Raw genomic sequence first — 13,775 nt, 5'->3', positions numbered from 1 at the left:
ACATGGCCCCGTACGAGGAGATCGCCGACAGCCGTCCGCGGATCCGCCGAGACGTACTGTTCACCCAGACCCCCGAGGGGGTGCTCTTCCACAACGCCCACGGCGGCTTCGGCCTCACCGCCAAGGACGGCTACCGCTTCGCCTCCCTGATCGTGCCGCACCTGAACGGCCGCCACACCGTCGCCGAGATCAGCGGCGGCTTCGGCGAACACCACCGGGCCATGCTCGCCGAGCTGGTCGGCACCCTCTACAGCCGCGGCTTCGCCCGCGACGCCGGCCCCGCCCCCGAGGGCCCCGGGCCGCTCACCCCCGAGGCCGCCGCCCGCTTCGGCCCGCAGATCGAGTACGTCGACCACTACGCGGGCGACGCCGAGGAGCGCTTCCACCGCTTCCGGCAGACCCGGGTCGCCGTCCTCGGCGAGGACGAGCTCGCCCGCTGGAGCGCACTCAGCCTGATCCGCAACGGCTGCGCCGCGATCGGCGTCCGGCCCGGCCTGGCCGAGTCCGCCGGGTTCGCCGAAGTCGAGGCGCAGGCGACCGAGTTGGCCAAGTCCGGCTGCCCCGTGACGATCGACGTGCTGGCCCCGGAGGACGCCGCGGACGACCGCCCCGGCTCCGGGTGGGCCCGGCTCGACGGCTACGACGTGGTGCTGGTGACCGGTCCGGCCGGCCCCCGCCGGACCGCCCGGCTGCTGGAGGAGGGCATCCCCGAGGGCCGCCTGCTGCTCCCCGCCTGGACGATCGGCGGCAGCGCGGTGATCGGCCCGCTGATGTCCGCCGACCGCACCGGCTGTTGGACGTGCGCCGCGCTGCGCCTCGGCTCCGGCGCCCTCCCCAGCGACGCGGCCGAACTGTGGAGCGCCCTCGCCCCGGTGGCGCCGCTGACCCCCGGCACCCGCGAGCCCGGCGGCCCGCTCGCCGCGATGCTCGGCAACCTGCTCGGCTACGAGGTGTTCCGGCTGACCACCGGCGCGCTCCCGGCCGAGACCGACGGCCGGCTGCTGGTGCAGGACATGGACTCGCTGGACGTGACCGGCGAACCGCTGCTGCCGCACCCCCGCTGCCCGCGCTGCACCTCCGACGCCGCCGACGGCCCGGCCCTCACCGCCGCCGACGGCCCGGCCCTCACGGCCGCCGACGCTCCGCTCCTCACCGCCGCCGACCTGGACGAGGCCGAGGCCGCCGGAGGCCGCGCTCCCGAGGGCGACGGCTCCGAGGCGGCCCTGGCCGAACTGGACGCCCGCGCGACGCTGGTCGGCCGGTGCGCCGGGGTGTTCGCCGACTACGCCGACGACGGCTGGCAGCAGACGCCGCTCAAGCTCGGCACCGTCCGCCTGCACCCCGCCCCCGGCCGGCCGCGCGACGTCACCGCCGCCGACGTCCACCACGTCGCCGGGGCCCGGCTGCGGGCCCTGTACCGGGCCGCCGAGGTGTACGTCGAGCACGTCGTCCCGCCCCGGACCGCCGAGACCGTGGACGCGGACGGTGCGGTGGCCGCCGAGGGGGTCGCCCGGGTCCGGCCGGAGTCGCTGACCACCGCCAGCGGCCTGCCGTCCGGCGCCGTCCGGGCCTGGAGCCCGGCGGCCTCGCTGCTGACCGGCACCCCGGTGCTCGTCCCGACCGCCGCGCTGCGCACCTTCGGCCCGCACAACCGCGACCGGGCCTTCGAGGCCACCTCCGCCGGTACCGGCGCGGGCGGCACGCTCGCCGAGGCGGCGGTGCGCGGCCTGCGCACCGCGCTCGGGTACGACGCGCTGCGCCTGGCCCTGCGCGGCCGGCTCACCCCGCACACCGTGCCGTCGGACGCGTTCCGGGCGGACGCGGAACTCACCTTCCTCACCCGGTCGGCCCGCAACCTGGGCCTGGAGCCGGAGCTGCTGCGCCTCGGTGGCGCCGACGCCGTCTTGCCGGTGGTGCTGGCCCGGGCCGTCGACCCCGGCACCGGCGAGTACCGCTGGACGCTCGGCAGCGGCCTCACCGTGCGGGACGCCGCCGCGGAGGCGCTCCGCGACCTGCTCGGCGCCGTCCAGCTCGACCACGACCCGGCCGCCGCGGCCCCCGCCGACCAGGGCGATCCGCTGATCGGCCAGCTGGACCCGGCGGTGCTGGTGCCGGCGGTGCTGGTACCGGAACCGGCGGACGGCTCCGGCAGCACCGGCGACGACACCGGAACCCCGGACTGGGCGGGCGTGCTGGAGCGGCTCCGGGCCGCCGGCCGGGACGTCCTGCTGGCCCCGTGCGGCCCGGCCGACCTGCGGGCCGGTCGGATCGAGGTGGTCAAGGTCCTGCTCACGGACGGGACTTCGGATGTCTGAGGACAGGCCGGGGCGTCCGACCGGCACCGTGGCGGTGGGGTACGCGGGCCCGTGGAGCGAGCTGCTCGACCTGTGGGCCGAGGAGCTGACGGACCGTCAGTCCAGGCCCGCCGTACTGGCGGTGCTCGGCGCCCGTGACGAACTCGCGGTGCCCGGCGGTGAGGACGCCGACGCCGGAACGGTGTCGGTGCAGGTCTACGGCCACCACGCCGTCGTCGGCCCGAACACCCCGACCGGTGAGCCGAGTTCGGAGCACCCCTGTCCGCGCTGCCTCGCCCGCCGCTGGCAGGCGGTCCGCTCCGGGCAGCTCCGGAACGCGCTCGAACTCGGCGCGGGCACCCGGGCCGTGGGCCGCCCGCCGTGGGGGGTCCCGTTCCTCACCGACGCGCTCGCCGCCCTGCTCGCGGCCCGCGCCGAACGCGACCGGGAGCGCGGGGCGGAGCACGTCGGCTCGGAGCGCGTGGCCGGAACCGACTCGGAGCGCGGGGCGGAGCACGTCGGCTCGGAGCGCGGGGCCGGGACCGGCTCGGAGCGCGGGACGATCGTCCACCTGCTCGACCTGGAGACGCTGCGGGTGAGCGGCTTCCCGCTGCTCGCCGACGCCGAGTGCCCCCGCTGCGACCGCCGGGTCGACGACGGCGCGGAGCAGGCCCGGATCGAGCCGGTGAGCCGACCGAAGCGCGCCCCCGGTGACTTCCGGCTGCGCGCGGTGGCCGACTACCGGCTGTCGCTGCCCGCGTTCGTCAACCCGGTCGCCGGGATGCTCGGCCCCTCGGTGGTGCCCGACCTGGTCTCCGCCTCCACCGCCTCGACGGTCGGCTGCTTCACCATGCGCTCCGGCGACTACCTGCGCGAGTGCTTCTGGGGCGGCCACACCCCCAGCTACCGGGCGAGCGTCGAAGTCGGCCTGCTGGAAGGGCTGGAGCGGTTCGCCGGCATGCGGGCGCGCGGCAAGCGCACCACCGTGGTCGCCTCGTACGACGACCTCGGGGAGCGGGCGCTCGACCCCCGCACCTGCGGCCTGTACACCGACGAGTTCCACCGGGCCAGCGGCGTGCGGCCGTTCTCGCCGAGCCGGCCGATCCCGTGGGTGTGGGGCTGGTCGCTGCGCGACGAGCGGCCGTTGCTGGTGCCGGAGATCCTGGCGTACTACCACGCGCCCGGCGGCCTGGAGAACCGCTTCGTCCAGGAGAGTTCGAACGGCTGCGCGTCCGGCGGTTGCCTGGAGGAGGCGATCTACTACGGGCTGATGGAGACCGTCGAGCGGGACGCCTTCCTGCTCGCCTGGTACGGCCGGCTCGCGCTGCCCGAGATCGACGGCCGCACCAGCGCGAGGCCCGGCACCAGGGCGCTGGTGGACCGGCTGGAGATGTACGGCTACCGGGCCCGGTTCTTCGACACCCGGATCAGCTTCCCGATCCCGGTGGTCACCGCGGTCGCCGAACGGATCGACGGCGGGCCCGGCCGGCTCTGCTTCGGCGCGGGCGCGAGCCTGGACCCGGAGGCGGCGCTCTGGGCCGGCCTGTGCGAGATCGCCACCGACGCCGTCAACCTGGTCAGCCGCACCGTCCGGGAGGAGCGCCGACTGCGGGCGATGGCCGAGGACTTCGACCGGGTCCAGGTGCTGCACGACCATCCGTTGCTGTACGGGCTCCCCGAAATGGCGCACTACGCGGATTTCCTGACGGACCATCAGAATGCTCCGGCGCCGGTCCGGCAGATCGCCGAGGGGTCGATCGCCCCGTCCGACGACCTGCGGGAGGACCTGCGGCGCTGCGTGGACGCGGTGGCCGCGGCCGGGTTCGACGTGGTCGTGGTCGACCAGACCATGCCCGAGCAGCGCGCGTCCGGCCTGCACACCGTGTCCGTGCTGGTCCCCGGCCTGCTGCCGATGGACTTCGGCTGGCGGCGCCAACGCGCCCTGACCATGCCCCGGTTGCGCACCGCGCCACGGGCCGCCGGCCTGCTCGAACACGACCTGCGCCCGGACCAGCTCAACCCGGCGCCGCACCCCTTCCCCTGACCCCGGGCCCAGGGTGCCGACCCCTGACCCCCCGACCCCCGAGCCCGCCGGGCCGTACCGCACCGACCCGGCCCGCGGGCCCGGCCCACCAGCCGCACGGACGGAACGCAGCAGATGAACGACGTAGCCGAGACGCACGAGAGGGGAACGACCATGGGCGAAGCCCGCACGTACGCGTCCGCGGTGCTGTGGCGGGGCCGGGTCCCGATGGAGCCCGCCGACTTCGTACCGAACTGGGGCGACCGCCCCCGCAAGGACAAGTACTACCCCGACGCCCCGCACTTCCCGCTGCCCGACTGCCCGCCCGACCCGCCCGGCGGAGTGGGACGCGGACTGTTCGGCCCGGCCGGCCAGGACGGCTTCACGCTGGAACTGCTCGGCGGCATGCTCAAGGACTCCTACGGCCTGACCGGCCGTCGGCTCGCCGTCCAGGCCAACTCCGACCTCGGCACGCTGCCCCGCTACCCGCACGCCAACTTCTCCCGCGGCACCGCCTCGGGCGGCGGCCTGTACCCCATCGGCATCCACTGGGTCAGCGGCGCGAGCGGCCCGCTGACCCCCGGCGTCCACCACTACTCCACGCCGCACCACGCCATGCGGCGACTGCTCACCGGCGACGTCACCCCCGAGCTCCGGGCGGCGCTCGGCGAACCCGCCCGGGACTGCGACCAGTTCCTGGTGCTGACCGTCAAGTTCTGGCAGAACGCCTTCAAGTACAACAGCTTCGCCTACCACGTCGTCACCATGGACATCGGCGCCCTGCTGGAGACCTGGCGGATCTGGGCCGGGGCCCGCGGCCTGCACCTCGGCGCCGCGCTCTGGTTCGACGAGGAGCGGATCGGCCGGCTGTTCGGCCTCAGCCCCGAGCAGGAGGGCGTGTTTGCCGTCGTGCCGCTCCGCTGGTCCCCGTCCTCGTCCTCTTCCTCTTCCTCTTCCTCGTCTGAGCCTGTGTCTCCGTCTGTGGCGGAGACTGCGCCGACCGGCGCCCGGATCCGGGCCGTCGACCAGGAGCGGTCGCGCACGGTCAGCACCTTCGACACCGTCCGGCGCGTGCACGAGGCCACCCTGCGGGACGCGGACCGGCCCCCGGCCCCCGGCGTGCTGGACGCGGCGCTGCGGACCGCCTGGGACCGGCTCCGGACGGCCGCCGCCACCGCTGTCGCGTCCGACACGCCGCCCGGCGCGCCCGCCCCGCGACTCGTACCGCTGCCCGCCCCGCAGGAGCCGGAACTCGGCGTCCGGGACGCGCTGCGATCCCGGCGCAGCAGCTTCGGCCGGTTCACCGGACGGCCGCCGATGACGGCCGCGCAGCTGTCCGCCGCCCTCGCCGCCGCCGATTCGGCCGGACACCTGGCGCACTGCCAGGAAGGCCCGGCCGAGCAGTCGCTGACCAGGCTGCACGTGTTCGTCAACCACGTCGAGGGCGTCCCCGCCGGGGCCTACGCCTACGAGCCCGCCGAGCGCGCGCTGCGCCCGGTGCGGCCCGGCCCGCAGGGCGCGTTCCTGCAGCGGAACTACTTCCTGGACAACTACAACCTGGAGCAGGCCGGCGCGGTGTTCGTGATCACCGCCCCCACCCCGGCCGTCCTGGACGCCCTCGGCGACCGGGCGCTGCGCCTGGTGAACGCCGCCGTCGGCGCCGGCTCGCAGGCCCTCTACACCGCCGCCCCCGCGGTCGGACTCTCCTGCGGCGTGGCGCTCGGCTTCGACTCCGTCTCCTACACCGAGCACCTGGGCCTCGCGGACGGCGAGGAACTCCCGCTGCTGATCATGATGATCGGCCAGGAGCACCGCAGCCCCGCCGACTTCGACCACGCGATCGCCTGACCGGGGAGGAGGAGACGGTGACCACCACAACAACCACCGCGGCCGGTACGAGTACGGCCGGTGCGCGACGCGAACTCGCCCTCGGCGCCCGGTTCATGCTCCGGGTCGGCGGCCTGCCGGTCGAGGCGGTGCACGGCCTGCGGTCGGCCGAAGCCTACGACTGGGCGGAACGGGTGGCGGCCGAGGAGGACCGCCTCGCCGACCTCGGGGCCCGGCTCAGCGACCCGCTCTCGGCGCTGGTCAAGGCCGCCCCCGAGGCCGAGCAGCGCCGCGGCCTGCTCGCCCTGCGCCGCCGGGTGTTCAACAACCGGATGCCCGAACGCTCCGCCGAACTGCTCGCCCTGCTCGACCTGGTGGCCCGACTGGACGCCGGAGCAGCCGAGTTGCTCACCCGCTGGCTGGCGGCCCGGGAGGAGCTGACCAGGCTGCGGGAGGCCGGAACCCCGCTCTTCGAGCGCGAACTCCTGCGCACCCGGGCCGAGTTGCGTCGCCTCGCCGGGCTGGACGAACTGCGGCTCGGGCTGCTGCTCGCCTCCCCGTCGCTGGAAGGCCGACTGGACGGCCTCGCCGCGCCCAGCGCGGCCCCGGACAAGCGCACCCGCAAGGCCGAGCGGTCGCTGCTGTCCTACCTGTACCGGACGGCCTGCAAGACCAGCCCGTTCAGCACCTTCACCCCGGTCGCGGCCGGCACCTTCGACACCTCCGGCAGCGGCCGCACCGAACCCGTAGCCGCACCCGGCACCGAACCCGGAGCCGCATCCCGTGCGGGCGGCCTTGGAGCGGGCGCTCTCGGAGCGGGCGGCCTCGGGACGGAGCTGCTGCTGGGCGAAGCGCGCGGCAGCCACCCCCGGCTGAACGTCGTGGTGCTGGCCCGGCTGGCCGAGCTCGTCGCCGCCGACCCGGACCGCCGCAACGACCTGCCGGTGGCCCCCGCGTCCGGCCTGGAGCTGACCGAGGACCGGGTCCGCTACGTGCGGCGCTCGGTGACCGCAGGCGACACCGACGCCGCCGTGAGCTTCGACGCGGCCCGCGACCGGCTGTTCTTCCTGCGGCTCAGCGGAGTCCTGGACCACCTGCTCGGCATCTTCCGGCAGCGCCCGCAGGTCCGCTTCGGCGAGCTCGCGGCCGCGCTCGACGCCGAACTGGGCCCGATGGGGGAGTCGGACGGGGAGGGCGACGCCGAACGGTACCTGGCCGCCCTGCTGGAGGTCGGCGTCCTCCAACTCCCGCTGCTCGCCACCGACGTGCACACCGCCGACCCGCTGCACGCCTTCCAGCTCGCGCTGCGCTCACTCGACCGCCCGTGGGCCGAGGACATCGCCGACCGGCTCTCCGGCCCGCTCGCCGCCCTCCGCCGCTACCCCGGCGCGGACGTCCCGACCCGGCGCGCCCTGCTGGCCCGGATCAGGAGCGAACTCGCCGACATCCAGCGCGAGTTGGGTGAGGGCGGGGCGGCCGTGCCGCACACCCTGCTGTACGAGGACGTCTCCGCCGGAGAGGTCGCGACCGCCGCCCGGCCCTGGGCCGAACCGGCGGCCCGACCGCTCGCCGAACTCGCCCGGATCCTGCCGGTCTTCGACCTCGGCCTGGCCCAACGCCTCACCCTCAAGGGCTTCTTCCTCGCCCGCCACGGCCGGGGCGGGCGCAGCGACGACCTGCTGCAACTCGTCCACGACTTCCACGAGGACATCTTCCACCAGTACCTCCAGTTCACCGCAGCCAAGCCCGCCGAGGCGGAGCACGGCGCCCTCCCGAAGGAGGAGAACTGGCTCGGGCTCCCGGAGATCACCGCACTCGACCGGGCCCGCGCCGAACTGTCCCGGCGGATGGCCGAGTTGTCGCAGCAGCTGCCGCCGGACGCGGAGGAGCTGACCCTCGACGCCGCCGACCTGGCCGCCGTGGCCGACCGGCTCGCCCCGATCGGCGGCGACTTCGCCCCGCACAGCCACTTCGTCCAACTCTCCATCCGGGACGGCGAACCACTGGCGGTGCTGAACCACTCGTACGGCGGCCTGTGCTTCCCGTTCACCCGGTTCACCCACTGCTTCGAGCGGTCCGGCGCCGCTTCCCCCGACGCCGCCCCCGGTGCTACCCCCAGTGCCGCCTCCGATCCGCGCGCCGACCTGTCCGCGGACCTGTCCGCGGACCTGTCCACGGACCTGTCCGCCGACCTGCGGGCCGCCCTGCGCGAGGTGGCGCCGGAGGGGGCGGTCCTCGCCGAGGTCACCGCCGGGGCCGCGACCACCAACCTGAACCTGCACGCCCGTCTGACCGACTACGAGCTGGTCTGCCCGGGCGAGACCAGCACCGCCCCCGCCGAGGCGCGGATCCACCTCGACGACCTGTACGTCGAGCACGACCCGGCCGCCGACCGGCTGGTGCTGCGCTCGCGCCGTCTGGACGCCGAGGTGGTCCCGGTCTACCTCGGCTACCTCGTCCCGATGGTGCTGCCCGACATCCCGCGCAGCCTGCTGCTGTTCTCGCCGACCTCCCGGGTCACCCCCGAACTGTGGCGCGGAGTGCCCGCCGGACCGGCGGTGGACGGCGTCACCCGCAGGCCCCGGGTCCGCTACGGCAGCCTCATCCTGCACCGGCGCAGCTGGACCGCCGCCCCCGAGGCGCTGCCCCAACTCCCGCCCGGTGCAAGCGAGTCGGAACGCTACCTGGAGTGGCAGCGCTGGCGCCGCCGGCACGCCCTGCCGGTCCGGGTGTTCGCCCGCACCCGCTCCGCGACCGGCGCCGCCGCCAAACCGCAGTACGTTGACTTCGCCAGCCCGCTGTCCTTGACCGCACTGGACGGACTGCTCTCCGGCACACCGTCCGGCGGCCCCGGACGGCTCGTCCTGGAGGAGATGCTCCCCGGCGAGGACGCCCTGCACGTCCGCTCCGCCCGGGGCACCCACGTCGCCGAACTGGCCCTGGAGATCACGCCCCGTCCGCAGGCCGCCGCGCCCGAACAGCGGCAAGGAGAGCCGAACCATGACTGACCGGCCCGCACCCACCGCCACCGCCGAACTCCCCGCCACCGCCCAACTCCCCGCTCCCGCCGGACTCCCGGCTCCCGCCCAACTCCCGGCTCCCGCACCGGGGGAGTGGCTCGCGCTGCACGTCTTCTACGCCGCCAGCACCCGCCCGCTGCTGCTCCAGTGCGTGCGCCCGCTGGTCGCCGAACTCACCGAAGAGGGCCTGCTCGCCGGGTACTTCTTCATCAACTACTGGGTGGAGGGCCCGCACCTGCGCCTGCGCCTGCGTCCCGCCACCCCCGAGGCCGCCCCCGAGGTCCGCCGACGCGCCGAGGCGGCCGTCGCAGAGTTCCTGCGCCGCCGCCCCGCCCTCTACCAGGTGGAGGACAGCTTCTTCGCCGAGCTCTACAACACCATGTTCGAGCTGGAGTTCACCCCCGAGGAACGCGCCGAACTGCTCGGCCCCGACGGCCGGATGCGGCTGCGCGAGAACAACACCGCCACCCTCGAACCGTACGAGCCCGAGTACGGCAAGTACGGCGGCCCGGCCGGGATCGAACTCGCCGAGTGGCACTTCCAGCACTCCAGCGACCTGGTGATCGAAGCCACCCGCACCATGAACCTGCATCTGCGCACCGTGGTGCTCGGCCTCACCGCCCAGTTGATGATGACCATGGCGGCCTGCTTCCTGCCCGACGAGGACGACCTGCTGGTCTTCCTCGACCGCTACCACGCCTTCTGGAACCGCTCCTTCGCCGGCACCAACTACACCGCCCAGCAAGGCTACGACCGCGCCTACACCAGCATGGGCGACACCTTCCCCGCCAGGTTCCGGGCGATCCGCGCGGCGATCGCGGACGGCGCCCCCGACCGGCTGCCCAGCATGCTGCGCGGCTGGGCCGAACACTGCCTCGAACTGCGCGACCGGGCCGCAGACCTGTCCCGCCGCGGCCTGCTGGTCTTCCGCTCCTGGGACGGCGAACGCGACCTGACCGTCACCGACCCCGCCCAGGCCCTGCCGATGCTGCTCTTCCCGTACGCGCACATGACCAACAACCGGCTCTCCGCCACCGTCCGCGACGAGGCGTTCCTCTCCTACGTCCTGGCCCGCGCCCTGCGCGAGCCCCGGCCCGAGGCGGTCCGGTGAAGAGCCACCGACTCCTCGACCTGAAGCCCCGGGTCCGCCCCGAACTGCGGATCAGTCGACCGCTGCGCCGCGGCGCCGCCGAGGTCCACCTGCTCTGGGACCCGCTCGGCGAACGGCAGTTGGAGGTCGGGCCGAAGGAGCACTTCGTCATCGCCCGACTCGACGGCACCCGTACCCTGGCGGAGATCGGCGACCAGTACGCGGTGCGCTTCCGGGCCCGGCTCGGCGAACCGCAGTGGCAGCAACTGCTCGGCCTGCTGCACACCCGGGGCCTGCTCGAAGGCTCCGCCCGCCCCGCACCGTCCGCCGCATCGCTCGCCGCCCCGGCCGGTGCCGCCGCCGACCGCTCGGGAATGCTGGCCGGCCGGATCCGGCTGGTCGCCGACGCGCCCGCCCTGCTCGACCGGCTGCACCACGCCACCGGCTTCGCCCGCCGCCCCGCCTTCCTCGTCCCGCTGCTCGCCCTGGTCACCGCGCTGCTCGTCGCGGTCGCCGCCGAGTTCGGCACGCTGGTCGACGAGACCGCCACCCTGGCCCGCAACCCCGTCGCCCTGCTGGCCGTCGGCGTCCTGCTCTGGACCAGCCTCGCCCTGCACGAACTCGCCCACGGGCTGGTCGGACGGGCCTTCGGCGGCCGGGTCGGCGAGATCGGCCTGCGCTGGCGGCTGCCGGTCACCTACCTGTACTGCGAGGTGGAGAACGTCCGGTTCTTCGCCCGCCGCCGCGAGCAGATCGCCACCGCCGCCGCCGGAGCCGTCGCCAACCTGGCCTTCCTGCTGCCCTTCTGGCCCGCCCGGCTCCTGTTGCCCGAACACGCCCAGGCCCGCCCCTTCCTCGGCGCCCTGCTGCTGCTCGGCACCGCCGTCGCCCTCGGCAACCTGCTGCCCCTGCCCCCGCTGGACGGCTACAAGGCACTCGGGTACGCCCTGGACTGCCTCCAACTGGCCACCGAGAGCCGCACGTTCGTCCTCGTCCTGGCCCGCGCCACCATCCGCCGCGACCACACCGAACTGCGCCGCTACCCGACCAGGCTCCGCCTCGTCCTCGGCGGGTACGCCCTCGGCTGCGCCGCCCTGGCGATCACCCTGCTGACCGCCGCCGGCCTCCTGCTCGCCGACCACTACGGCCCGCTCGTCGGTGTCCTGCCCGCCCTGGCGGTTCTGGCCGCCCTGCTGCTGCGGGCGGCCGGCATGGCCTACCGCAACGCCCGCGGCCCGGCGGCCGCCCGCGCCGGGCAGGTGACCTGATGCCCGAGCGAACCGAGCAGGCCGCGGGGGCCACGGAGGCTCCGACGGCAACAGGAGCAACGACGCCAGCACCAGCAAGACCAACAGCACCAGCACTAACAGCAACCCGGACGCAGTCGGTGAGGAGAGGGAGCAGCGGGATGAGCACAGGCGACAGCCGCCCGGACGCGGCGGTGGCACTGGACGGCGTCCGCAAGCGGTACGGCCAGGTCCAGGCCCTCGACGGGGTGTCACTGACGGTGGAGCGGGGCGAGTTCTTCGGCATCCTCGGCCCCAACGGCGCGGGCAAGACCACCCTGGTGGAGATCGTCGAGGGGCTGCGGACCCCGGACGCGGGCACCGTCAGCGTCCTCGGCGAGAGCCCCTGGCCCAGGAACACCGCCCTGCTGCGGCGCCTGGGCATCCAGACCCAGAGCTCGGCCTTCTTCACCCGGCTGACCGCCCGCGAACACCTGGTCACCGTCGCCGCGCTCTACCGCCTGGACGCGTCCGCTGCCACCCGCGCCCTCGACCTGGTCGACCTCGGCGAGCACGCCGACCGCCGGGTCGCCCAACTCTCCGGCGGCCAGCGCCAACGCCTGGCCCTGGCCACCGCACTCGTCCACGACCCCGAACTGATCTTCCTGGACGAGCCCACTGCCGCCCTCGACCCGGCGGCCCGCCGCTCGCTCTGGGAGGTGCTGCGCAACCTGCACAGCGGCGGCCGCACCATCGTCTACACCACCCACCACCTGGACGAGGCCGAGGCGCTGTGCGATCGGGTCGCGATCGTCGCCCACGGCTCGGTGCTGGCCCTCGACAGCCCGCGCCACCTGGTTAAGGCCCTCGCCGCCCCCACCCGGCTGCGCGTCCCGCTGCACCGCGTCGCCCCGGAGGACGCCCGCCGGCTCGCCGGCGTCGACCAGGTCACCGTCGAGGGCGGCGAGACGGTCATCTCCACCCGCGTCGCCAACCAGGTGCTGATCGAACTGGGCGACCTGGTCGGCCTGGAGGAGGTCACCACCCGCACGGCGACCCTGGAGGACGCCTACCTCGAACTCACCGCGTCGGAACGCCACCCGTGACCGCCCCCACCGACGGCCCGGCCACCAGCCCGGCCGACAGCCTCGCCGACAACCCGGCCGACAGCCCCGCTGCCCCCGCCCCCGCCCCCGCCGTCGCCCGCCCGGAACCGACCGCAACGGAGTACCGACCGTGAACGCCTACACCGCCGTGACCAGGGCGAGCTACCTCGCCTACCTGCGCGACCGCACCTCGGTGATCTTCACCTTCGCGTTCCCGCTCGCCTTCCTGGCCGTCTTCGGCACGCTCTTCCAGGGCCAGTCCGTCGACGGCGGCCTGTCGTACATCAGCTACATCGCCCCCGGCGTGCTCTCCTGGGGCATCGGCAACGCCGCCGTGTTCGGCGTCGCCTTCACCCTGATGCACTGGCGCCGCGACGACCTGCTGCGCCTCATCTGGCGCACCCCCACCCCGCTGCCCACCGTGCTCGGCGCCCGCTACGTGGTGGCCCTCGGCACCGGACTGGTGCAGGCCCTCCTCTTCATCGCCGTCGCCATCGCCGCCTTCGACCTGCACCTGTCCAGCTCCTGGCCGCTCGCCCTGCCCGTGCTGATCACCGGCACCACCGCCTTCGCCGCCCTCGGCCTGGTGGTCGGCACCCTGGCCAGCACCCCCGAGGCCGTGGCCGCGGTCGCCAACTGCCTGATGGTCCCGATGGCCTTCCTCTCCGGCGCCTTCTACCCCATCGACCTGATGCCGGGCTGGTTGCAGGGCTTCTCCCGGGCCCTGCCGCTGCGCTACTTCGACGAGGGCGTCACCGATACCCTGGGCGGCCGGGGCGGCACCCTGCTCCCGTTCCTGGACAGCGCGGCCCTGCTCGGGTTCACGCTGCTCTTCACGCTGCTCGCGGCCAAGACCTTCCGCTGGAGCAACCGCGACTGATGTCGCGTCATGCATGGTGCAACACCGGTGTCGTGACATGGGTGTCGTGCCGTGCATGTCGCGTCACGCGTTACGCATCACACGTGTCGTGACACGTATGCCGTGTCACGTATGTCGCGTCATGTGTGCCGTGGATGCGTGTCGCGACATGGGTGCCGTGACACGGGTGTCGTGACATGCATGACGCCGCATGGATGCCGCGTCACGCATGTCGCGTCACGCATGCTGTGACATCCATGGCGTGTCACGTATGACGCGACATTCATGCTCCGACACCTGATGCTGCGTCATCCGTGCGGTGTCATGCGT

At 74.5% G+C, this 13,775-nt stretch carries 9 protein-coding genes; all 9 read left to right on the top strand.

All coding sequences use genetic code 11. The features are described from left to right. The first annotated feature begins 2 nt into the window (after positions 1–2). The 9 genes from HUT16_RS03175 to HUT16_RS03135 all read left to right on the top strand — a co-directional run bounded on the left by HUT16_RS03175 (position 3) and on the right by HUT16_RS03135 (position 13,466). The gene (locus HUT16_RS03175; RefSeq protein WP_176185248.1) at positions 3–2,315 is read left to right on the top strand and encodes a TOMM precursor leader peptide-binding protein; all 2,313 of its coding nucleotides are present in this window, start codon (positions 3–5) and stop codon (positions 2,313–2,315) included. After that, complete coding sequence (locus HUT16_RS03170) at positions 2,308–4,338, top strand: TOMM precursor leader peptide-binding protein (RefSeq protein WP_176185246.1); 2,031 nt, start codon at positions 2,308–2,310, stop codon at positions 4,336–4,338. The genes HUT16_RS03175 and HUT16_RS03170 overlap by 8 nt, the downstream gene beginning before the upstream one ends. A 153-nt stretch (positions 4,339–4,491) precedes the next feature. Then, complete coding sequence (locus tag HUT16_RS03165) at positions 4,492–6,165, top strand: nitroreductase family protein (RefSeq protein ID WP_176192456.1); 1,674 nt, start codon at positions 4,492–4,494, stop codon at positions 6,163–6,165. A gap of 17 nt (positions 6,166–6,182) precedes the next feature. Then, positions 6,183–9,152 (top strand): lantibiotic dehydratase, encoded by a 2,970-nt coding sequence (locus tag HUT16_RS03160; RefSeq protein WP_254897610.1) that lies wholly within the window; start codon positions 6,183–6,185, stop codon positions 9,150–9,152. Beyond that, positions 9,145–10,275, top strand: coding sequence for a lantibiotic dehydratase C-terminal domain-containing protein (locus HUT16_RS03155; RefSeq protein WP_176185244.1), 1,131 nt, complete (start codon positions 9,145–9,147; stop codon positions 10,273–10,275). The genes HUT16_RS03160 and HUT16_RS03155 overlap by 8 nt, the downstream gene beginning before the upstream one ends. After that, positions 10,272–11,522: a peptidase M50 gene (locus tag HUT16_RS03150; protein WP_176185242.1), complete on the top strand. Its 1,251-nt coding sequence runs from the start codon at positions 10,272–10,274 to the stop codon at positions 11,520–11,522. The genes HUT16_RS03155 and HUT16_RS03150 overlap by 4 nt, the downstream gene beginning before the upstream one ends. Positions 11,523–11,662: 140 nt before the next feature. Then, positions 11,663–12,586 (top strand): ABC transporter ATP-binding protein, encoded by a 924-nt coding sequence (locus HUT16_RS03145; RefSeq protein WP_176185240.1) that lies wholly within the window; start codon positions 11,663–11,665, stop codon positions 12,584–12,586. Next, positions 12,583–12,720, top strand: a complete 138-nt coding sequence (locus tag HUT16_RS03140) for a hypothetical protein (protein WP_176185238.1) — start codon at positions 12,583–12,585, stop codon at positions 12,718–12,720. The genes HUT16_RS03145 and HUT16_RS03140 overlap by 4 nt, the downstream gene beginning before the upstream one ends. Next, positions 12,717–13,466, top strand: a complete 750-nt coding sequence (locus HUT16_RS03135; protein ID WP_176185236.1) for an ABC transporter permease — start codon at positions 12,717–12,719, stop codon at positions 13,464–13,466. The genes HUT16_RS03140 and HUT16_RS03135 overlap by 4 nt, the downstream gene beginning before the upstream one ends. Positions 13,467–13,775 lie beyond the last annotated feature (309 nt).

It is taken from the genome of Kitasatospora sp. NA04385, from assembly GCF_013364235.1.
In the GTDB taxonomy this organism is placed as follows: domain Bacteria; phylum Actinomycetota; class Actinomycetes; order Streptomycetales; family Streptomycetaceae; genus Kitasatospora.
The sequence above is the reverse complement of the archived record's forward strand: the minus strand, read 5'-3'. Positions and strand labels throughout refer to the sequence as shown.